Consider the following 22,801-nt stretch of genomic DNA (forward strand, 5'->3'; position numbering starts at 1 on the left):
TACATGATGAAAAAGCACAAAACTCTCCCTTGGCAACATCCTAAACCTCTCTATGAAGATCCAAAAGCTAAAGAGCTTCTCCAAAAGATCCTCAACTCCCCTACATACAAACTTGCTATAGAGGATGAAGCGTTTCTCCTCTCTGATCAAACCAGAGGAGTGAGACTGCAGCTTGATTATCTCAAACCTGAACTGATCATGCAAAAGTATGGCATCAAACGTACTATTGTTGTTTTTGGGAGTGCGAGAATCAAAGAGCCTGCAACTGCAATGAAAGAGCTAGAAAAAATCAAAAACCTTCTCAAAAAAAAGCCAGATTCTAAGACACTTCTGCGAGAACTACGCACAGCTGAAAAGATGGTAGAAAAGAGTATCTACTATGAAGAGGCTAGAAAGTTTGGCCAGCTTGTAGGAAAAGCCGGCAAGGGTCCGCAGGACAATACCCTCACTCTCATGACTGGTGGTGGACCTGGTATCATGGAAGCAGCTAACAGAGGTGCATATGATGTAGGAGCAAAAAGTATTGGTCTTAATATCCAACTACCTCACGAGCAGTTTCCAAATCCCTATATCGATCCGGATCTATGCTTTCAGTTTCACTACTTTGCCATTCGTAAACTCCACTTTTTACACCGTGCAATTGCGCTTGTAGTCTTTCCTGGCGGGTTTGGAACACTTGATGAACTCTTTGAGACTCTTACACTCATTCAAACCGGTAAAAACAGACCAATCCCTGTGGTTTTGGTAGGCAAAGAGTACTGGCAGCGACTCATAAATTTCAAATTTTTGGTAGAAGAGGGAACGATTGATTCTGAAGATCTGCATATATTTACATTCAAAGAGACTGCCCAAGAAGCTTGGGAATATATTTTACATTGGTACGAAAAAGTAGGTATCGATATCTTTAATCACAATAAAAAGGATTAGCAATGCTAAGTCATCTCATTCCAGCTGATGTTTCACCACAAACAAAAGGCAAATTCCTCGAAATCCTTCACACAACAACCAATGGTACTGGAAGACTTATGCTCTTTGCAGGTGACCAAAAAGTTGAACATCTCAATAATGATTTCTATGGCCCAGGTATTCCTGCAGAAGATAACGACCCCGAACACCTTTTCAAAATCGCTTCCCGTGCTAAAGTTGGCGTTTTTGCCACACAGTTTGGACTCATTAGCCGCTATGCGCCAGATTATAAAGATATTCCCTATCTTATCAAGCTCAACTCCAAAACCAATATCATCCCCTATGAGGCCAAAGACCCCTACTCCCAACAGTGGATAGAAGTAGCAGATGTGTTGGAGTTTGCACGCTATAGCGATATCAATCTCAAAGGCTTTGGCTACACAGTCTATCTTGGAAGTGAACATGAACATAGTATGCTACGTGAAGCTGCAAATATCATTCATCAAGCGCACAAAGCTGGTCTTTTGACAGTTCTTTGGATCTATCCTAAAGGCAAATTTATCAAAGATGAGCACGACCCCCATCTCATTGCAGGTGCAGCGGGTGTGGCAGCCTGTCTAGGGGCAGATTTTGTCAAAGTCAAAGTACCCTATAAAAATGGAGAGCCAGATGCAAATCTTTTGCGTGAAGCAACCCAAGCAGCTGGAAATTGTGGGGTGCTGTGTGAAGGTGGCAAAAAAATCGATGAGAAGCTCTTTTTGCAAGAACTCTACGAGCAGATCCACATAGGTGGCACCAGGGGCAATGGAACAGGGCGCAATATCCATCAAAGACCACTTACTGAGGCTATCAAGATGGCAAATGCAATCTATGCAATAACGTGTGAAGACAAAAGCGTAGAAGATGCTATAAAAATTTTAGAGCAATGAAAGTCATAGATCTTGGCAAAGTCATATATAATAATATCAATGATATTTTGGAAGATTATATGCAACTAGCCAAAAAAGAGGATCACCTGCTTCTTTGCACTCACAATCCTGTCTATACAATAGGTAGCGAGCAATACCAATGCCCTCTTCCAGCTATCCAGACAGATCGCGGAGGCTCTATTACCTACTTTGATGAAGGAACGCTCATGCTCTATTTTGCTTGTAAAGTCCCGAGCCCTGCAAGATTTTATGCCAAAGTAGTGCAAGCGGTGCAAGAATTCTTTGCAAATTTTGATCTTCCAATCATTTATGATAAAGAGCGTCCAGGATTTTATATCCAAAATCGCAAAATCGCTTCCCTGGGATTTCGGTACAAAAATGGTATCAGTAAACATGGAGTTTCTTTGCATATCTGCCCAAATCTTGAGAATTTCAATAAAATTGCTCCCTGTGGGCTTGAGGGCATAGTGGCTACATCATTGCACAATGAAGGCATAGATCTCTCCATCGATAGAGCAAAAGAAATTACTACAAGAGCGGTACTAGATGTATTTGAAGCCTAGAGTCAAAGCCCCCGCCCCAGAGCTCATCGATACTACTCTTAAAATCTTGCAAAAAAATAGCGTCAATACAATCTGCCTCGAATCCCACTGCCCTAATATTACTGAATGTTTTCATAGAAAAACGGCAACCTTTTTGATCCTGGGAGATATCTGCACACGAAGCTGCAAATTTTGCTCGGTTAAACACGCTAAGCCCCTACCATTTGATCCTACTGAGCCACAAAGAGTAGCGCGTGCAGTTAAGGAGCTTGGACTTTCATATGTGGTAATTACCTCAGTCGATAGAGATGATTTGCCAGATTTTGGCGTATCGGGATTTGTCGCAGTCACACAAGCCATCAAAGAGCAAACAGATGCAAAGATCGAACTCCTCACACCAGATTTTAAAGCAAAAAGTGAGCTTTTAGCTCAAATCATTGCTGCAAATCCTTACAAACTTGCTCATAACATTGAAACAGTTGAGCGTCTAAGCAGATGGGTTATGCCAGGATGCAGCTACCAAAAAAGTCTCAAAGTCCTTGAAACCTATGCAAAAAGCGGCATTATTACCAAGTCTTCACTCATGGTAGGTTTAGGAGAGACGAAAAAAGAGATCTATGAGTCATTGCAAGATCTGCGCTGCGCAGGAGTGCAACAGCTTACAATCGGTCAATATCTCCAGCCTACTTCCAAGCAGTTGCCAGTACAAAAATATTATAGCTCCCAAGAGTTTGAAGAGTTGCGTCAGTATGCACTCTCTCTAGGTTTTAAAGCAGTGGAAGCAGGAGTACTTGTACGAAGCAGCTACTATGCAGATAAACTTTAAAGGATAGGCATGAAAGAGTATGAAATCTATCAACTTCTCGAACAATATGGAATCAATACCCCAAAATATCAAATCTTTGATATAGATGCACCCCTCTACTTCGATACATTTCCAGCTGTGATAAAAATCGCATCCGATAAAGTAATACATAAAAGTGATGTAGGTGGTGTGGTGGTAGGCGTAGATTCACTCGAAGAGCTAGAACTTGCACGTAACCAAATATCCAGAAATCTCCAAAATCGTGGTATTTTTTTGGATGTACATGATAAGTTTATAGTTGAGGAGATGGTAAGAGGTGAGGAGTTTTATATCGGTGGCATTTATGATGCTATTTTTGAAGAGGTTTTGCTTTTTGGAAAAGGTGGCACACTTCTTGAAATCGAAAAGGATATCTGTTACATAGATCTCTTAGCAAACCAAAATGAGATCATCCGTAGTTTTAAAACAACAAAAATCTCTAAAATCTTCCCTCAATTTCGTGGTAAAGAGTACAAGCTGGATTATGTAGTAGAAACAGTAGAAAAGTTTCAAAAGCTTTTCATGCATGAAGAGATTATAGAGTTTGATGTCAATCCTCTCATCTATACTCCCAAAGGCTTCGTAGCCGTCGATGCAAGAATGAAGATGGGGAAAAAAGAGGGGCATGAAAGACGCAAGAGAGATTATGATCTTTTCAAAAACGATGCAGTAGCTATCTTTGGAGCAACTGATAAAAAAGAGAAAGTTGGCTATGCAATTGCAAAAAATGCGCTTACTTCTCAATCGCAAGTCTACTTTGTCAATCCCAGGATTGACAAGCTTTTTGGTAAAAAGGTGTATAAAAGTGTAGAAGAACTTCCACCGATCGATACTGCCCTCATCGCTATTCCATCAAAATATGTGGTATCTCTCGTAGAAGATCTCGCACAAAGAGGAGTAAAAAACTTCATAGTGATCTCAGCAGGATTTAAGGAGAGTGGAAATGCCCAAGATGAAGAGCATCTTGCTAACCTAGCCAAGAAGTACGATCTCAATATCGTTGGACCAAACTGCCTTGGGATCTATAACGGCCAAAAAGAGCTCAACCTCACTTTTGCAAAAGTTGCCATACGCAATGGCGATACAGCTCTCATCTCTCAATCAGGAGCAGTGCTCAGCGCTCTCATAGACAAAGCCTACTCCCATGCAATCGGGTTTTCACATATCGTATCCTTGGGAAATATGGCCGATTTTGATTTTGCAGATGCAATTACCGCACTCCAAGACAAAGAGAGCTGCAAGCATATCAGTATCTATGCTGAAGGCCTCAAAAGTGGCAAAAGCTACCTGGAATCAGTAAGAAATAGTAATAAACCAATTGCTATCTATAAAGCCGGAAAAACAAAAGAGGCAAAAAAAGCAGCCTTTAGTCACACTGGAAATATCAGCGGGGATTATGAGATGTTGATTGGCTTAAGCTATGCTGCAGGAGCTATAATCAAAAATGATATAGATGAACTCATTTTCAGTGCAAAGTATGCTTCATACAAGCAAGCTCTCATCATCACAAATGCCGGAGGTCCTGGGACAATCCTCACAGATATTCTCGTACAAAATGGTAAAAGGATGTATGAACTGTCACAAGAGAAGATCGAGCAGCTTAATCAAGTGCTTCCACCTACATGGTCCCATAACAATCCAGTAGATATCATAGGTGATGCAACTGCCCAGCGTTACGAGGCGGCTCTCAAAATTTTATATGATCCTAGTCTCCTCATTTTTATACTGGTCACTCCCCAGTTTATGACCGATGGCCTTGCAATTGCTAAAAGAATTGTAGGGTATGAAAATGTGATACCTATCTTTTTTGGTGAAGCCTCTTTTAAGGATGTGTTTACCTTTTTGGAGCACAATAACTGTGTATATTTTAATGATCTCGAAAATGTAGCAAATATTTTATAGAGGAAATGAGAAATGAGAGTATTAAATATTTTTAAGGGCGAAACAGGAGTTGGAATACTCTTAATTCTCTCTACTTTTTTGGCTCTCTTTTTGGCTAATTCCCCTTTTAGCAATTTCTATACTAGTTTTTTGGATACGCCTATTACAATACAGTTTTCTCAGCTTGTACTTGCAAAACCTCTAATTTTGTGGGTCAATGATGGCCTTATGGCTATATTTTTCTTCCTCGTAGGACTCGAGGTCAAAAGGGAACTTCTAGAAGGGTCTCTCTCTTCACTATCAAAAGTTTCACTTCCAGCAATTGCCGCACTCGGTGGCATGGCTACTCCAGCTCTAATATATATGCTTCTCAATTTCAATGACCCCATAGCTATGAGGGGATGGGCAATTCCGACTGCAACAGATATCGCTTTTGCGCTAGGGATACTTGCTCTTCTTGGAAATCGCATCCCTCAAAGCCTCAAAGTCTTTTTGATGGCACTTGCAATCATTGATGACTTGGGTGCAATTATTATAATTGCTCTATTTTACACGAAACAGCTCTCAATTACATCATTGTTCGTTGCTTCAGGAGCGATTGTTGGGCTATTTCTTCTCAATTATTTTAAGGTCGCAAGGAAATCTTTTTATATATTATTTGGAATTGTGCTTTGGACAAGCGTGCTCAAATCTGGCGTCCATGCTACACTAGCTGGTGTTGTTTTAGCGATGTTTATCCCTCTCAAACCAATTCATGGTAAGAGCCTTCTTAAAGAGTTTGAGCATGAGCTTCATGGATTTGTGAGTTACTTTGTCCTCCCACTCTTTGCATTTGTCAATGCTGGTATAGATCTTAGAGGACTAGAGATGCAAAAACTCTTCACTGGTGCACCACTTGGAATCATACTTGGACTCTTTGCAGGCAAACAGCTGGGAGTATTTGGATTTTCTCTTCTTGCAACAAAATGCAAACTTGCCAAAATGCCAGAAAATGTGTCATTAAGAAAATTTTATGGTGTGAGTGTTCTCACTGGAATCGGCTTTACTATGAGTCTTTTTATCGACTCACTTGCATTTGGTGATGCATCACTGTTTAAATTTGCAGACAAATTGGCAATACTGCTTGGATCGCTCCTCTCAGGTATTGCAGGATATGTAATTTTACGAAAATCTTAAATCAATCAAAGGAGCCCCTTATGAGTCAATATATCAAATGGTTCAAAGAAATTGGTGTAAAAGATGTAGCAGAAGTTGGTGGAAAAAATGCAAGTTTAGGTGAGATGTATAACCATCTCACACCTCTTGGTGTCAAAGTTCCTAATGGCTTTGCAGTAACCGCGACAGCGTATAGACATTATCTGGATGTCAATAATCTTTGGGAACCTCTCCAAAAGCTCTTTGAAGATTTCAATCCTGATGATATCAATCAGCTCAAAAGAGTTGGAAAAACTGCCAGAGAGATGATTATGAAGGGGGAAGTCCCAAAAGATTTAAAAGAAGAGATTCTAAAGGGCTATGAAAAGCTAAAACGAGAGTATGGAGAAGATGTAAGTCTTGCTGTCAGAAGCTCCGCAACTGCAGAGGATTCCCCAACTGCTTCTTTTGCCGGACAAAATGAGACCTATCTCAATATCAAAGGTGACAACAATCTTTTATGGGCATATAAAATGTGTCTTGCATCCAATTTTACTGATAGATCAATCAACTATAAGTATGTCCACCATTTCGATCCAATGAAGGTCTATCTTTCCGTTGTGATTATGAAAATGGTGCGCAGCGATATTGGAAGCAGTGGCGTCATGTTTAGTATCGATACAGAGACCGGTTTTCGCGACGTTGTATTTATCAATGCAGCATGGGGGCTTGGAGAAAATGTAGTACAAGGTACTATCGATCCTGATGCATTTTATGTGCATAAACCCACCTTCAAAAAAGGTCACAGAGCAGTTCTCAAACGCAAAAGAGGCTCCAAAGAAAAGATGATGGTCTTTAGCGAGACACTCGAAAAGGCAAATCTAGCTGAGCAGTTTACAAAAAATGTCCCTACACCAATTGAAAAAAGAATGAAATTTGCAATAACGGATGAAGAGATTTTAAAGCTAGCAGATTGGGCGATGAAGATTGAAGAACACTACAGCGAAGTAAACAAACGATATACACCTATGGATATGGAGTGGGCAAAAGATGGCATCGATGGAGAGCTTTATATGGTGCAAGCGCGCCCTGAGACAGTCCACTCTCAAGAAAAGATCACGGAGTTTGAGATCTATAGGCTCAAAGAGAAAGGAAAAGTCCTCCTCACCGGTAATGCTGTAGGTGAAAAGATAGGTGCTGGTAGAGTAAAAATCATGTACTCTATGGCTGAGGCTGACAAGTTTAATGAAGGCGATGTGCTTGTAGCTCCTACAACAAGCCCTGACTGGGAGCCAGTGATGAAAAAAGCAAGTGCCATCATCACTGAAACTGGTGGGAGAACCTGTCATGCAGCAATTGTGAGTAGAGAGCTTGGAAAACCTGCAGTTGTGGGTGCAAAAAATGCTACAAAAGTACTTCATGACAATCAGCCTGTGACAGTGAGTTGTGCCGAAGGTGAGATAGGAAAAGTCTATGATGGAATTTTGCCTTATGAAGTAGAAAAGGTAGATATCTCCAAACTCCCTCGACCAAAAACAAAAATTATGATGAATCTTGGCAACCCAGAACTTGCCTTTAGTCTTGCCAAATTGCCTGTAGATGGTATCGGCCTTGCAAGAATGGAGTTTATTATCAATAACTATATCAAAGCCCATCCCATGGCAATAAAACATCCAGAACTCCTCAGCGATACCGAACGTGCACTCATCGATGAGCTTGCATTTCCATATGAGGGAGATGCGGAGGATTTTTTTGTAAAGACTCTTAGCGAGGGGGTAGCGACAATCGCAAGCTGTGTCTATCCCAAAAAGTGCATCGTGCGTATGAGTGATTTTAAATCCAACGAATATGCAAACCTGCTTGGAGGTCGCCATTTCGAACCGATTGAAGATAACCCAATGCTAGGATTTCGTGGGGCTGCGCGCTATACTCATCCAAACTATGCCGAAGGTTTTGAGTTAGAGTGTAAAGCGATGAAACGTGCAATTGAAGAGATGGGGTTTGACAATATTGTCTTGATGATACCATTTTGCCGAAGGGTTGATGAAGCAAAACGGGTTAAAAGAGCTATGGTAGAGCATGGTTTGGATAAGGTACAAATCTATATGATGTGTGAAATTCCAAATAACGTAATCCAAATAGATGAATTTTTGCAAGTTTATGATGGTATCAGTATCGGTACAAATGATCTTACACAGCTTACATTAGGAGTAGACCGAGATAGCGAAATTGTAGCATTCGATTATGACGAAAGAGACCCTGGAGTGAAAAAGATGGTACAGCTAGCAGTAGAAGGTGCAAAACGCCACAATAAATATTCTGGACTTTGTGGACAGGCACCATCTGATTACCCTGAATTTGCAGAGTTTTTAGTCAAAATCGGTATAGAGTCTATGAGCCTCAATCCCGATAGTGTCCTCAAAATCATAAAAGATGTGGCGGAGATGGAAAATGACAATTGAGATTAGTTACGGTGCAGCCGAAGTAGTTACCGGTTCATGCCATTTTGTCAAATTTGATGATGGCACGAAAATTTTAGTCGATTGTGGAATGTTCCAAGGATTGGATGAATGGAAAAACTATGAACCTCTAGGTTTTGATCCAAGCCAGATTGATTATCTACTCGTCACACATGGTCATCTCGACCATGTAGGACGCATACCACTTCTTTATAAAGAGGGTTTTCGAGGTAAAATCATTGCAACCCCCGCTACATTTGATCTTATGAAAATAGTACTCCTTGATACTGCACACCTTATGGCCGAAGATTATGCCACAGCTTTCAAAAAAGCGCAGCGTCGCGGTGAAGAGGAGAGTGTCAAAAAACCACTTTATAGCAAAGAGGATGTCAAAGCAGCACTACGCCTTCCACGTCGCACTGTCAAATATGGCCAAACTTTCAAACTAGCACGCAACATAACAGTACGCTATAAAGATGCTGGCCATATTGTAGGAGCAGCCTTTATAGAAATAGAATATCAAGATGGCAATATTCATAAACATGTAGTATTCAGCGGGGATTTGGGAAATAGACAAGTTCACCTCAATCCTCCCCCGCAGACAGCCTTCGCATCTGCTAACGTTTTTGTAGAGAGTACGTATGGAGATAGATTGCACAAAGATTATGCATCGAGTGTTGCAGAGTTTAAAGAGGTTATTTTGAAAACTCTCAAACACGATGGAACCGTTCTCATCCCATCATTTGCAATTGAGAGGACACAGCAGCTACTTTGTATTCTTGGCGAGATGTCACGCAAAGGTGAGCTACCACACCGCACTGAAGTTTTTCTTGACTCCCCTATGGCAATCAAAACTACAAGGGTATATGAAAAATATAAAAACCTCCTCTCAGACTATTGCAAAAATCTCGATGAACCTTTCTCCTTTCCAAATCTTCGGTTTGCTACTACTACGAATGCTTCTAAACGCATAAATGGCAAAAAAGGTCCAAACATCATAATTGCTGGAAGCGGAATGTGTAATGGTGGGCGTATTTTGCACCATTTTAAACACCGCATCTGGGATAAGCGCAATGCTGTTATATTTGTAGGATATCAAGCCGAAGGTACTCTTGGAAGAGAAATAATCGAGGGTGCAAAATTTATTGAAATTTATGGTGAACGTATCAAAGTCAATGCGCAAATCTATACAATAAACGGCTTTTCAGCTCATGCTGATCAAAAAGAACTCACAGACTGGCTCAGTGCAATAGATGGTCTTCAAAAGATTTTTCTTATCCATGGTGAAGAGGATAAGCAGCAAATTTTCAAAAAACATCTCATACAGACTTTGCACAAAAAGGTGCATATAGTAAAACAAGGTGAAATTATTCATCTTTAATTAAAAAATAGATACTATTAAGCAAACAAAAAAGAGGAGAAGATATGAAAAAGGTAGCAATTAACGGTCTTGGACGTATAGGCAAATTGGTGCTTTGGCACTATATTGTCAATAACCCAAAAAATATCGAGATAACAGTAGCCAATGGGGGAAGCGGTACTGCTGAAGATCTTGCATATATGCTCAAATATGACTCTGTTCATGGAAAATTTCCCGCACCCGTAGAATATGGTGATGACTATCTTAAAGTTGGAGACCAAGAAATTAAACTTGTAACAGGCAGAGACCCCGAAAAGTTACCTTGGAAAGATCTTGGTGTAGATATTGTATTGGAGTGTACAGGACATTTTACAAAAAGAGATGATGCAGCAAAACACTTAAAAGCGGGTGCAAAAAAAGTAATTATCTCTGCACCGAGCAAAGATGCAGAGCTTACAATTGTTATGGGCGTCAACCAAGACTGGTATGATCCAAACAAACATGATGTTATCTCCAACGCAAGCTGTACTACCAACTCTTTAGCTCCAGCAATCAAAGTGCTCAATGATAATTTTGGCATTGAGAGTGCACTTGTAACAACTGTCCATGCATACACCTCATCTCAAGCAATTGTTGATAGAAAAAATCCTGGAAAGCACAGACGAGGAAGAGCTGCTGCAGCAAACATTATTCCTACAAGTACAGGTGCAGCAATCGCCACTACAAAAGTTATCCCAGAGCTTCAAGGTAAAATGAATGCATTGGCGCTTCGCGTTCCGGTGCCAGATGTTGCAATCACAGATATTAGCGCAACGCTCAAAAAAGAGGTTTCTAGCGAAGAGGTAAACAAGGCATTTGAAGAGGCGATGCAAGGAAACCTCAAAGGAATTTTGGAAATTACTTACGATGAAGTTGTCTCAAGCGATATTGTCAACAATCCTCACTCCTCTATCATCGATGGGCTCTCCACAATGGTAGTCGATGGCAACAAGGTAAAAGTATTTGCATGGTATGACAATGAGTATGGATACTCTGGCCGCCTCTTAGAGCTTGCTGACTATATTGCTGAAAGGATGTAAATGAAGCTTATATTAATAAGACATGGACAAAGCATATGGAACGCTAAAAATCTCTTCACTGGCTGGATTGATGTGGAACTCAGTGAAAAGGGAAAAGAGGAAGCAAAAAAGGCTGGTAAACTTCTCAAAGAAGCCGAAATTTTTCCAAATATCTGCTATACATCATATCTCAAACGTGCTATTCATACAGCTCAAATTGCTCTGAATGAATTAGGCTGGGAGCATATCGATGTACTTCGCAGCTGGAAACTCAATGAGCGTCACTATGGAGACTGGCAAGGTAAAAACAAAGATGAGGTGAAAGAAAAGTATGGTGATGAGCTCTTCATGGCAGTGCGCCGCGGATATGACACTCCTCCACCCCCAATCGAGGAGAGTGAACCAGATTTTGAGGAGCGCTATCCAGTCGATCCAAAATATGCAAATATCGACTATCATCCAAAGAGTGAATCACTCAAAGATACAAGAGAACGGGTAATTGAATATTTTTATGAGGAAATCGTACCCTCATTGATGGTATATGATGACGTCATGATTGCAGCACATGGCAACTCATTAAGAGCACTCATCATGTTTTTGGAGAATATTGCACCAGAAGATATCCATAAAATTGAAATTCCTACAGGCACACCTATCGTGTATGATCTTACAAAAGAGCTCAAAATTAAAAACAAAACAATCTATAACCACTAAGGGGTTTTGCCCCCCTCTTTTGTTATAATACGCCCTAAAAAAGGAGCTTTGTTGGAGTACAGGGCGTATAATGCAAAAAGTTTCAAGAAAATCCCTCAAATACAGCGTTTTTTATCTAATGAAGATATTGAAAATATCGAAATAGCTGCGCTCGTTTTTCCATTTAAGGTTAATAATTATCTCATTGATAAACTTATCGATTGGGAAAACTATCAAAATGATCCCATTTTTCGCCTTGTTTTTCCTCACAAAGATATGCTTTTTCCCCAAGATTATGAAAAACTCAAAACTCTCTATAAAAAGGGCGACAAAGAAGCTTTAAATAAAGCTGTGTATGATATACGCATGAGGATGAATCCTCATCCGGCTGATCAAAAGAGCAATGTCCCCACAATCAATGGCAAAGAGCTTATAGGCTCCCAACATAAATACAAAGAGACGATCCTCTTTTTCCCAAAACAGGGGCAAACATGCCATGCCTATTGTAGTTTTTGTTTTAGATGGCCACAGTTTACCGGAATAAATGAGCTCAAATTTGCCATGAAAGAAGTAGACCTTTTAATAGAATACATTAAAGCTCATCCTGCTATTACGGATCTCATTTTTACTGGCGGCGATCCACTTATTATGAATACAAAACTACTTCGCAGCTATATAGAACCTATCTTAAAAGCAAAAATCCCTCATCTACAAAATATTCGTTTTGGTACAAAAACACTAGGTTTCTGGCCATACAGATTTTTAACTGATAAAGATGCAGATGACCTTTTAAAACTATTTGAAGAGATTGTGGCACATGGATATCATTTAGCCTTTATGGCTCACTTCAACCATTACCGAGAACTTGAAACGGATGAAGTAAAAGAGGCAGTAAAACGTATCCAGCAAACAGGAGCCATTATCAGAACCCAAGCCCCTCTTTTACGGCATATCAATGATAGTAGCAAAGTTTGGGAAAAGATGTGGAAAAAACAAGTGCACATGGGAATGGTTCCATACTACATGTTTATCGCAAGAGATACGGGTGCCCAGCACTATTTTGGTATTTCATTGGTAGAGGCTTGGAAGATTTTTAAAGATGCCCTCTCAAATGTAAGCGGATTAGCTAGAACGGTTCGAGGACCTAGCATGAGTGCAGCTCCTGGCAAAATTGCAATAAGTGGGGTCAGTGAAATCAATGGAGAAAAAGTAATAGTTTTAAATATGCTTCAAGCTAAAAATCCAGAATTTGTAGATATTCCATTTTTTGCAAAATATGATGAAAAAGCTCAGTGGATTGATGAGCTGGAGCCTGCATTTGGTGGAAAGTTTTTGTTTGAGAAGTAGGCAAAGGCCTACTTCTTGTAAAAGAGATAGTATAGACTTGGTAAGACAAGAAGAGTCACCAGTGTTGATGTTACGATACCACCTACAACAACCACAGCCAACGGATACTCTATCTCACTTCCCACACCCGTTGCATACAGAAGCGGTAAAATACCAAAAAGTGTGGTCATTGCTGTCATTAGTACTGGTCGAAGTCGCAGAAGTGTCGCATCCTTGACTAAAATGAGCATCTTTACATCAGGAAAACGTTTTTGAAGCTCCTCTATGAAACTCACAAGCACAATACCATTGAGTACCGCAATGGCGATAATGACGATAAAACCGATAATTGCAGCAATGGAGAGGTAAATATCGGCGACTAATACCGCAATGATGGAGCCAATAATACCAAGAGGGACACCAAGCAAGATGATTATCGCTTTTTTAAAGCTGTTGAAAGCCGTGTAGAGTAAAAGGAGTATCAATAGCAGTACTGCTGGAATGATAACAGCCAATTTTTTGGTCGCTTCTTGCATGTTTTTAAAGTCACCTGCCCACTGGATATAGTATCCTGCCGGAAAATGCAGATTTTTATGAATCTTTTCATTGGCCTCTTTCACAAAAGAAGCGATATCTCGCCCTTCCACATCAAAGGATATGAGCATATAGCGAGAAAGATTTTCTCGTTTTATAAAGGATGGTCCTTGAATAATCTGGATATCTGCTACTTCTTTGAGACGCGCCACTTTGCCGTCTGGGGCTCTGAGCAGAATATTTTGCAAACTTTCAACGTCACGGCTTCCTTTTGGTTTGATAACGATAGGAAACCTCTTAATCCCTTCAAATTTATCGGTTATCGCATCTTCACCTAGTAGATAACGCACCACATCCATAATATCTTCTGCTGTGAGTGAGTATCTCGCCATCGCTAAGTAGTTTGGTTTGATCACGATTTGAGCTTGTCCAAGCTGTGATTCGATCTCAATAGATCTAAGCCCATCGATATGCGAAAGAATATCTTTGATTTTTGATGCAAGATTTGCAAGAATTTTTTGATCTTCTCCAAAGATTTTTACAGCAAGTTCTGCTTTAACTCCCTCTAGCAGCTCTTCTATACGCATGGCGATTGGCTGTGTTGGAACAAACTGTACAAAGTCATAGCGCTTCTCAAGCTCTTCGCTCATTTTTGCCTCTAACGCTTTGATATCAAACTCTTTTTTCTTCAGTCCTACCAAAATTTCCATATAATTTGGACCGGCAGTTTCGCCTTTTTCGCTTCTACCTATCATTGCCAAAACAAAATCCACATACTCAGGATACTCTTTTTTTATGAAGTTTTCTATATCTTTACTCAGTCCCACCGTTTGAGACAGAGCCGTTCCTGGAATGGCGATGACACGATACATAATAGACTCTTCATTGAGTTTTGGCATAAATTCACGCCCTTGCTGTGTAAGCAGATATGCCAATACCGCAAAGAGTATGAATGATACTGCCACAACACTCTTTGAATATTTCAAAGCACCTACAAGTAGTGGTGTATATAATTTTTTGATCCAAACCACAAGTGGCGATTCGCTAAACTTTACCGGTTTTAAAAGATAGTAGTTCAAAACGGGAACTAACACAAGAGCTACTACAATGGAAGCAAGCATCACAAATACGATATTAATAGCCATAGGCGCATAGAGCTTTCCTGTAAGCCCTCCGAGACTCAAAAGCGGAATAAAGGTTGCAGCGATGATGAAAATTGCAAAAATAACAGGTTTTGTCACTTGCGCTGCAGCCTCTGCTATGAGCTTCAGTTTCGATTCATTTGGATGCTCTTGAATAAGTCTAAAAGAGTTTTCTACGACAACTATCGTTCCATCAACGATCATACCGATTGCAATGGCAAGTCCACTAAGACTCATAAGATTTGCGCTCATACCAAAATAGTCCATCATCAAAAAAGCGATAAGCAAGGAGATAGGAAGTGATAATACAACAATAAAAGCGCTTCTGACTTCAAACAAGAACAAAAACAAAATAACACTCACAAGTACCGCACCCATAATTAAAGAAGAGGTCATTGTGTGGACTGCTTTTTTGGTAATTTCACTTCTATCATAAATTGTCTGGACTCTTACATTTTTGGGAAGTGCGGCGTTGATCTCTTTGACTTTCTCTTTGAGTCTGTCCACCACTTTGGCTGCATTAGTACCGGTTCTTTGCAGTACCATCCCAAACATCGTCTCTTTTCCATTGAGAGTCACCGCACCAAAACGCATTCTTTTGCCCTCTTTGACAACTGCCACATCTTCAATTTTGATAGCCTTGATACCCGAAGATTTGATGACACTCTTGCGTATTTGATCAAGATTTTCATAAAAGCCACTGCCTCGAATGATATACTGCTCTTTGTTGAATTCTAAATATTGTCCCCCTGCACTTTTGTTTGTTCTTTGCAGTGCATCGATAACATCTTCATATGTCACTTTCAAAGCTTGCAGTTTTTTAGGATCAATCACAACTTCAATCTGCTTTTCAAATCCGCCCCAACCGATAACCTCTTCTACTCCATCAACGGTTTTGAACATTGGATGTACCAAAAAGTCTTGCAACTCTCTAAGCTTCGTTAATGAAACACCATCGCCTTTTAGCTGGTACCAAAACACCTGACCCAGTCCAGTGGTATTTGGTCCCATAACAGGCTTTCCAAAACCTTTTGGTATATCGACGGTTGCAAGTCTTTCGCTCACAAGCTGACGTAAAAAGTAGATATCGTATTTGTCTTCAAAAAAGATGCTTACGTAACTGAGACCAAAAATGGAATTGGACATAATCAGTTTTACTCCGGGAAGTCCAGCCATAGCCGATTCGATCGGATAGGTGATGAGTCTTTCGATGATTTCTGGGCTGTTACCCGGGCTTTCGGTATAGATGATCACCTGTTTGGGGGTAATATCCGGAAATGCATCTACCGGAATCTCTTTGTACGCCCTATATCCTAAAACACCTACAAGGGTAAAAAGGGCTAAAACTAAAAAGCGATATTTGATAAAGGTTTCAAAAAATTTCATACTCTCTCCTTAATCCTCATCGCCGATGCTTTCTTTCAAAAGCCGTGATTTATACAGATAGATATCATGATCGATGTACTCCTGATTTGGCTTTAATCCCTCAATTACCGCATACTCTCCTACAAAATCGACAAGTTTCACGACATGCGGCTCAGGCTCTTTGGATGGAAGAAAAACGACCCACTCACCATTTAGCATAGTCAAAGCGCTTCTTTTAACGGCAAGCACTTTTTTATAGGGAGCTGACTCAATCTGTATATCGCCAAATGCGCCGATGAGAAGCTCTTTATTGGTTTGTGGAAGTTCAAACAGAAGTTTTGCCTGAGCTGTTTCTTCATCAACCTTTGGCAAGATTTTGATAAAAGTGGCTTTAAAATTGTAGGGTCCGAGATGAAAAATCGCCCTAACGTCTTTTAGACGCAGTGCATCCTCAACGCTCAAGAATGCTACAAGATAGTAGCGGGATTGACTCAGAATCTCTACTAATGGCGTTGTGCTTTTGACATTGGTATGCACCGGAACCAAAATCTTTTGTACTGTACCATCAGCATGAGAAGTGATTGTGTAGTACTCTACCGGTTTTGTAACCTTTGTGATACCAAGAATTTTGAGTTGTAGCTTAAGAGAAGTAAGATCATTTTCTTTGTCTTTGAGGGTAGTTTTGAGTTTCGCTAGATCGTTATAGCTCATGATCCCTTTTTTATACAGAGCCTTTGCATTCTCGTATCGTTTTTTCAAAACTGCTACTTCATTTTCCAAAGTCAAATAGCGTGATGTCATTTCGCTCAAGATGAAAGATTTGATACGTGCTATTTTTTGCCCTTTTTTGACACTGTCGCCCTCTTTGACAAAATATTCTTCGATATGCCCGGGAATTTGGGTGACGATATTTTGTGTAAGATTTTTAAGCGTCACAACCTGGGCACTAGTGTTATAGAGTTTGCCAAGCTTGATATACTGCACTTTTGCATTAGCAAAGAGTGAGATAGCTGTGATGAGAAATAGTATAAGCTTAATCATTGTATTGTCCTTTGATGTAGTTTATTTGGATTTGATTGAGATTGAGCAAGAAGAGTTTTTTTACGATCTCTTTTTCGATAGAAATATACGCTTCTTGCGCATCCAAAATATCAAGAAGCGTGCTTTGATCGATCTTGTAGCTTGCAATATAAAGATCCAAAAGCTTTTTTTGCTTCTTTTTGGTTTTTTGAAGCAGATCTAAACTCTTTTGAATCATTTGGACCTGCTTCTGAAGCCCTCCCAGCTCTACAGCGTAGCGGTTTTTGAGTAGCTGCAACTCTAAGGCTGCATTTTGTGCTTTCATTTTTGCAATTGCAACCTCTTGTTTGGGTTTGTTGATTGGTAGAGGAATAGAAAGACCAGCGCGAACAATTCCTGAGCTTGGTTCTTTTTCATAATTTATAGTAAAGTTTATATTTTTAATAGTGTGGCTTTGCTCTTTTGCCAAATACGCATATTGCTTCTGCTTTTTAGCATTCCAATTGAACTCTGGTGGATTAATTTTGCCTGAGAGAGTATATTTTGTATATAAAAATGATCCAGGCTCTATTTTTCTATCCAAACCAGCATACTTTTTGAGCTTTGTTAGAGCTTTAACCGCTTCATTCTCTCTATCTAAAACCTTTTTTTGAAGCATTAAAAGCTTCGCTTGAAGTTTTAATACGTCAATATATTTTCCATAACCTTTTGCATATTTATTTTTTGCTATAGCAAGGAGGCGTTTATAGATTGCTATTTCAGCATGTATAGGTGCGAGTAACTTATTATGATATACATAGCGCGTATAAAGGAGCTCTAGGTTCTTTCTAAATCTTGCTTTCAAAACATATTCATACGCTTTTTGCACTTCTACTTCACTCACTGCCCTTTTTTTGAGATCTCTCATATAGTCTGGCAGCCTGTAGGGTATCTGCAATGTTGTTTCAAATCCACTGCCATCTTCATACCTGCTTCCTAAAATTTCTAGTTGTGGATTGAGGGGACGCAAAAGTTTTGCTTGGTTCTCTTTTGCAATGGCAATTTTTCCTTTTTGTTGTAGAAGCTTTGGAAAATGTTCCAAAGCTTCTTGCTTGAAAGCCTGAAAATCGGCTCCAAAAACAAAGCAGACAGTGATACTTGTGAGCAAAATCGCTCTTCTCATCGTTTCTCCTTTTTAAGCACTCTTCCACTTTGTGCATCGATCCAAAGGTAGTAATGCTTCGTCCATACTTCAAAATAGATGGTATTAATTTGATGCTTTAGACGTTTGTATTCTATTTTTTCACCAGTTACCTGTTTTGTTATTTTTTCTGGATCGATTTTTACATATTGTTTCAATAGCTTTTGTTGTTTTATCCGAATGGATGGCTTTTGATTATATTTATGGATCTCGTAATGCTCCACTTTTCCAAAAGAAACCATCGCCAATAGAAAACTCATAAGTATTGTTTTCATAATAAACTCCTTATTGAATCTGTTTTTTAAATTAATGAAGATAAAAATGTTTAAACTATAAGGAGCTTTTAGGAGGTTTGAGCAAAGAGAATGGGTGTTGTTGAAAATAGTAGGATAGAGGTAGATCTATTTTTGCATTCTGTTTTGGAAAATCTATTATAATCTTTGTTGAAATAAATAGAGGCATATGAAAAACAAAATGATTATCGCAAATATCTCCTTCTTGAGTTGGATGATCCATCTCATAAACGTACTCTTGGACATAGTGATTATCCTGACAATCAAAAAAGAATGCATGAGCACTATTAAAAATCAAAGAAAAGAGTAAAAGGAAATGAATTGATCTTTTTAGCATCTTGCACACTTTTTGATGTTTGGTAATTCAATATTTTTTAACTCTTTCAAAAATGGTTGAATAAGATGATTATCGGCTATAGAAAAAATGCTCCATTTTCCTGACTTTCTACTTTTTACAATGCCTACATCTTTGAGTTGTTTAAGATATTTGGAAGTAAGCGGCTGTGAAAAGCCAAGAGTATCGCTTACTTCACAAACACACACCTCTTTATAGCGATCGATAAATGCAAGAACTTTAAGTCTATTTATATCGCTTAAAGCTTTTGCTACAGCTGCTAACTTTTCTAAACGATCCATTTAACCTTCTTTAAAGCTTATTTATATCACACTTTCATTATATAACGTTTTTGTTATACAAGTCAAGGAGGAAGTATGAAAAAGATTATAACTATATCGTTGGTTTTAGTTGGAATGCTTTATGCATCAAATGGCAAAGAGGTTTATCAACAATATTGTACCAGCTGTCATAACTTTTCAATGGAATCAGCAGATATGACAACGATGAAAGCACCACCTTTTTTGGAAATTGCCAATAGAGTAAAAATGCACTATCCACAAAAAAAAGATTTTCTTCGATTTGTTATCGATTACATCCAAAATCCATCACGTGAGAAAGGTTTATGCATGCCAATGGCGTTTAAAAGATTTGGCACAATGCCGCCAATCGGAAAAAATATGAGCGATGAAGAGAAAAAAGCGGTCGCTGAATATCTCTACAATCTCAGTAAAAACAGAGGAATGTGCCCTGCAAATGGAGGCAAATAATGGCATTTGTACAAGCACTCTGGGAACTTACCAACGCCATGGCTATCTATATACTTTTTGGTCTTTTGATAGCAGGTATATTACATGAACTGGTCCCTGAAGAGTTCATCAAAAAACATCTTGGTAAAGACAATATCGCTTCAGTTATAAAAGCAACACTTTTTGGTATTCCAATTCCCGTTTGCTCCTGTGGTGTCATACCTTTGGCTCAAGCTTTACAAAAAAGTGGTGCGAGTAAAGGGAGTGTGTTAAGTTTTTTAATCTCTACTCCAATTACCGGAATCGACTCAATCTTAGCAACTTTTGGTATGTTTGGATGGGTTTTTACCATCTACCGTATCGTTACATCATTTTTGATAGCCATAGCTGCTGGTATTTTTGTCAATCTTTTCGATACCCAAAACATTACACAAAATGCTCCGAAGTTTAGGATGCAGACTCAAAACCGAACGAAACATACAACTTTTACAGTGCAGCAAGAAGAGAGTTGTGGATGCAGCGATTGTGGATGCAGTGAAACAACAAAAAAGAGTTTTTCTCTTAAACGTGCTCTACACTATGGATTTGTAACCTTGCTTGGAGATATCGCTAAACCACTCTTTTGGGGTCTTATTATCGGAGCAGCTATCAGTGTGGCTATACCGGGAGATTTGGCAAACATCCTAGCACAACATGCTTGGCTTTCTTATCTTTTAGCGGTAGTTATTGCAGTGCCTATGTATGTGTGCGCCACTGCATCACTGCCTATTGCTGCAGCTCTGATGCTGGGTGGAGTGAGCGCAGGAGCTGCATTTGTTTTTTTGAGCGCAGGTCCAGCCACTAATACCGTTACAATAGGTGTAGTCAAAAAAATGCTGGGAATGAAGTCGGTCGTTATTTATCTGACAACCATTGCCGTAGGTTCCATTCTTTTTGGTATAGGACTCGATTTCATTTTTAGTGGGGTGGATGTAAGAACCATAGTCCATATCCAAAAAGAGGCTTCCATTTTTGCTGTGGCATCTTCTGTAATTTTATGGAGTTTTATTCTCTATTTTTTAGCAAAAGAGAAACTTGTCAAAAAAAGCTGCTGTAGTGCATAAACAAATTTAAGGAGTTTATTTATTGGCTGTGGCTCATTTTCTACCACAGCCAAATTATTCACAACACAAACAACATCCCTTCCACACTTTTTCCACATTTTCTTCACTATGATTACAAAAATCAATAAAAGGATAAACAATGAAAAGAAGAGATTTTCTTAAATTAACTGGCTTTGTTCCTATAAGTTTTATGGGATGTGGTATGGGAGATGAATTTTCAGCAGATAAAAATAGACTAAATAAAACAGACAATTTTAATTTAAAATCCCAAAATACTCCTCTACCAATACCAAAACTTCTAGATCCAACAATTATTAATGGTATCAAAAAATTTCATTTGAACATCCAAGAAGCTCATCACACATTTTTTGAAAATATTAATACGAAAACTTATGGCATTGAGGGAACATATTTAGGACCGACACTGCTCCTTAGAAGAGGAGAAACCGTAGAAATTGAGTATAAAAATAGCTTACGTGAAGCAACCACTATGCATGGTCATGGCATGCATGTACCAGCAATTATGGATGGCGGTGTGCATCAAGTTATCAATCCAAATCAAAGATGGAGTGCCAAATATACTGTAAACCAACAAGCAAGTACCTGTTGGTATCATCCCCATTTGATGGGAAAAACAGCTGAACAGGTCTACATGGGGCTAGCTGGAATGATAATTGTAGAAGATGAAGAGAGCAAAAATCTTAATATTCCACAAACCTATGGAGTCGATGATATTCCAATTGTTTTACAGGATAAAAAATTTGATAGCAATGGCCAAATTGATTACTCTCCAAATCGTATGGAAATAAGAAGAGGCTACAAAGCAGATACCTTTTTAGTCAATGGAGCAATAGAACCATATTTTAATGCTAAAACAGGGTGGTTGAGACTAAGAGTCTTAAATGGTGCAAACGCAAGAGTTTTTAAAATTAGTTTTGGACCATTAAACAAATTTTATCAAATTGCTACAGATAACAGTTTTTTAGAGCAGCCATTAGAGCTAAGCTCTTTAGTTTTAAGCCCAGGAGAGCGTGCTGAAATTGTTGTATATGTTGATAGAGATCTTGTTTTACAAGATCGCAATACTTCAAAAGCGCTTTTATATATTTTAAAAGATGATGGTGTAGGTTTGGTCGATTCACTTCCAACGCAACTTACTACTTTAGAGAGATTAAAAATCGAAGATGCAAAGAGAGAAAGAAGATTTGTTTTGAATATGCAAAGAGGAAGAATGGCAATAAACTCAAAAATAATGGATAAAAATAGAATAGATGTAAGAGTGCCGGTTAATGAAGTCGAAGTTTGGGAGATAATTAATCCAATGCATATGGTACACAATTTCCATATCCATGCGACTCATTTCGAAGTAATTGAGAGAAATGGAAGCGCAAGAAATGTATTGCCAAGTGAAAGAGGATTCAAAGATACTATCTATATGCCACCACGATCAACCGCAAAAGTGCTTGTAAAGATGAAAGACTATGTGGATGAAGTTCATCCATATATGTATCACTGTCATATTTTAGAACATGAAGATGATGGAATGATGGGACAATTTACTGTCGTTTCAAACTCTTAAAGGATAAACCATGAAAAAACTTGCAATATTAACACTCGGTGCGATACTTCTTTTTGCAGCCGGCTTTCAAAAGCATGTCAAATACAGAGGCTTCAAGATCGACATAATCTCTACCAAACCTTTAAGTGTTGGAGCAAACTCCTTTTTGCTACATATCAACAAAAAAAATATTAAAGATGTAAAAGTTAAATTTTTCATGCCAGCAATGCCCGGAATGCCGTATATGGAAAGCTGGGCTAAAATTGAAAAAAATGATCAAGGTTACAAAGCCAACGTAAAGTTGCCTATGGCAGGAACATGGCAGGTACATATTTTTATCACGACCAACAGTGGTAAAAAATACCGCATTAAAACTTCGGTAAACATCTAA

General features: G+C 39.0%; 20 protein-coding genes. 15 read left to right on the forward strand and 5 right to left on the reverse strand.

Going from position 1 to position 22,801, the window contains the following annotated elements; translation table 11 throughout:
* Positions 1–6: 6 nt before the first annotated feature.
* Genes JG734_RS05305 through JG734_RS05355 form a run of 11 tightly spaced genes read left to right on the forward strand, consistent with a single transcriptional unit; the run spans position 7 to position 13,153 of the window.
* Positions 7–927 (forward strand): TIGR00730 family Rossman fold protein, encoded by a 921-nt coding sequence (locus JG734_RS05305; RefSeq protein WP_201332265.1) that lies wholly within the window; start codon positions 7–9, stop codon positions 925–927.
* 2 nt (positions 928–929) lie between these two features.
* Positions 930–1,835: an aldolase gene (locus tag JG734_RS05310; protein WP_201332266.1), complete on the forward strand. Its 906-nt coding sequence runs from the start codon at positions 930–932 to the stop codon at positions 1,833–1,835.
* Positions 1,832–2,398 (forward strand): hypothetical protein, encoded by a 567-nt coding sequence (locus tag JG734_RS05315; protein WP_201332267.1) that lies wholly within the window; start codon positions 1,832–1,834, stop codon positions 2,396–2,398. The genes JG734_RS05310 and JG734_RS05315 overlap by 4 nt, the downstream gene beginning before the upstream one ends.
* A complete protein-coding gene (gene lipA / locus JG734_RS05320; RefSeq protein ID WP_201332268.1) occupies positions 2,382–3,203 on the forward strand; it encodes a lipoyl synthase in 822 nt (273 codons plus the stop codon). Before JG734_RS05315 ends, lipA begins: the two co-directional genes overlap by 17 nt.
* A gap of 9 nt (positions 3,204–3,212) precedes the next feature.
* Positions 3,213–5,123 (forward strand): acetate--CoA ligase family protein, encoded by a 1,911-nt coding sequence (locus tag JG734_RS05325; protein WP_201332269.1) that lies wholly within the window; start codon positions 3,213–3,215, stop codon positions 5,121–5,123.
* A 12-nt stretch (positions 5,124–5,135) separates the two neighbouring features.
* Positions 5,136–6,278 (forward strand): Na+/H+ antiporter NhaA, encoded by a 1,143-nt coding sequence (nhaA, locus tag JG734_RS05330; protein WP_201332270.1) that lies wholly within the window; start codon positions 5,136–5,138, stop codon positions 6,276–6,278.
* 20 nt (positions 6,279–6,298) lie between these two features.
* Positions 6,299–8,698 (forward strand): phosphoenolpyruvate synthase, encoded by a 2,400-nt coding sequence (ppsA, locus tag JG734_RS05335; protein ID WP_201332271.1) that lies wholly within the window; start codon positions 6,299–6,301, stop codon positions 8,696–8,698.
* Positions 8,688–10,076: an MBL fold metallo-hydrolase RNA specificity domain-containing protein gene (locus JG734_RS05340; RefSeq protein WP_201332272.1), complete on the forward strand. Its 1,389-nt coding sequence runs from the start codon at positions 8,688–8,690 to the stop codon at positions 10,074–10,076. Before ppsA ends, JG734_RS05340 begins: the two co-directional genes overlap by 11 nt.
* 44 nt (positions 10,077–10,120) lie before the next feature.
* Positions 10,121–11,134, forward strand: coding sequence for a type I glyceraldehyde-3-phosphate dehydrogenase (gap, locus tag JG734_RS05345; RefSeq protein ID WP_201332273.1), 1,014 nt, complete (start codon positions 10,121–10,123; stop codon positions 11,132–11,134).
* A complete protein-coding gene (locus JG734_RS05350) occupies positions 11,135–11,827 on the forward strand; it encodes a 2,3-diphosphoglycerate-dependent phosphoglycerate mutase (protein WP_201332274.1) in 693 nt (230 codons plus the stop codon).
* Positions 11,828–11,878: 51 nt separating this feature from the next.
* Positions 11,879–13,153 carry a KamA family radical SAM protein gene (locus JG734_RS05355; protein ID WP_201332275.1) on the forward strand — a complete coding sequence of 425 codons (1,275 nt, stop codon included), beginning with the start codon at positions 11,879–11,881 and terminating at the stop codon, positions 13,151–13,153.
* Positions 13,154–13,161: 8 nt separating this feature from the next.
* On the opposite strand, the gene JG734_RS05360 is transcribed toward JG734_RS05355, so the two are convergent.
* The 5 genes from JG734_RS05360 to JG734_RS05380 all read right to left on the reverse strand — a co-directional run bounded on the left by JG734_RS05360 (position 13,162) and on the right by JG734_RS05380 (position 19,302).
* A complete protein-coding gene (locus JG734_RS05360; RefSeq protein WP_201332276.1) occupies positions 13,162–16,194 on the reverse strand; it encodes an efflux RND transporter permease subunit in 3,033 nt (1,010 codons plus the stop codon).
* 9 nt (positions 16,195–16,203) lie between these two features.
* The gene (locus tag JG734_RS05365) at positions 16,204–17,214 is read right to left on the reverse strand and encodes an efflux RND transporter periplasmic adaptor subunit (protein ID WP_201332277.1); all 1,011 of its coding nucleotides are present in this window, start codon (positions 17,212–17,214) and stop codon (positions 16,204–16,206) included.
* The gene (locus JG734_RS05370) at positions 17,207–18,355 is read right to left on the reverse strand and encodes a TolC family protein (RefSeq protein ID WP_201332278.1); all 1,149 of its coding nucleotides are present in this window, start codon (positions 18,353–18,355) and stop codon (positions 17,207–17,209) included. Before JG734_RS05370 ends, JG734_RS05365 begins: the two co-directional genes overlap by 8 nt.
* Positions 18,352–18,648 carry a hypothetical protein gene (locus JG734_RS05375; protein WP_201332279.1) on the reverse strand — a complete coding sequence of 99 codons (297 nt, stop codon included), beginning with the start codon at positions 18,646–18,648 and terminating at the stop codon, positions 18,352–18,354. Before JG734_RS05375 ends, JG734_RS05370 begins: the two co-directional genes overlap by 4 nt.
* Before the next feature lie 348 nt (positions 18,649–18,996).
* Positions 18,997–19,302 (reverse strand): helix-turn-helix transcriptional regulator, encoded by a 306-nt coding sequence (locus JG734_RS05380; RefSeq protein ID WP_201332280.1) that lies wholly within the window; start codon positions 19,300–19,302, stop codon positions 18,997–18,999.
* Positions 19,303–19,377: 75 nt separating this feature from the next.
* Here JG734_RS05380 and JG734_RS05385 point away from each other — a divergent pair, with 75 nt between their 5' ends.
* The 4 genes from JG734_RS05385 to JG734_RS05400 all read left to right on the forward strand — a co-directional run bounded on the left by JG734_RS05385 (position 19,378) and on the right by JG734_RS05400 (position 22,801).
* Complete coding sequence (locus JG734_RS05385; protein WP_201332281.1) at positions 19,378–19,770, forward strand: cytochrome c; 393 nt, start codon at positions 19,378–19,380, stop codon at positions 19,768–19,770.
* A complete protein-coding gene (locus JG734_RS05390; RefSeq protein ID WP_201332282.1) occupies positions 19,770–20,852 on the forward strand; it encodes an SO_0444 family Cu/Zn efflux transporter in 1,083 nt (360 codons plus the stop codon). The genes JG734_RS05385 and JG734_RS05390 overlap by 1 nt, the downstream gene beginning before the upstream one ends.
* 139 nt (positions 20,853–20,991) lie before the next feature.
* The gene (locus tag JG734_RS05395; protein ID WP_201332283.1) at positions 20,992–22,431 is read left to right on the forward strand and encodes a multicopper oxidase family protein; all 1,440 of its coding nucleotides are present in this window, start codon (positions 20,992–20,994) and stop codon (positions 22,429–22,431) included.
* A 10-nt stretch (positions 22,432–22,441) separates the two neighbouring features.
* Positions 22,442–22,801: a FixH family protein gene (locus tag JG734_RS05400; protein WP_201332284.1), complete on the forward strand. Its 360-nt coding sequence runs from the start codon at positions 22,442–22,444 to the stop codon at positions 22,799–22,801.

It is taken from the genome of Nitratiruptor sp. YY09-18, assembly GCF_016593235.1.
GTDB lineage: Bacteria > Campylobacterota > Campylobacteria > Campylobacterales > Nitratiruptoraceae > Nitratiruptor.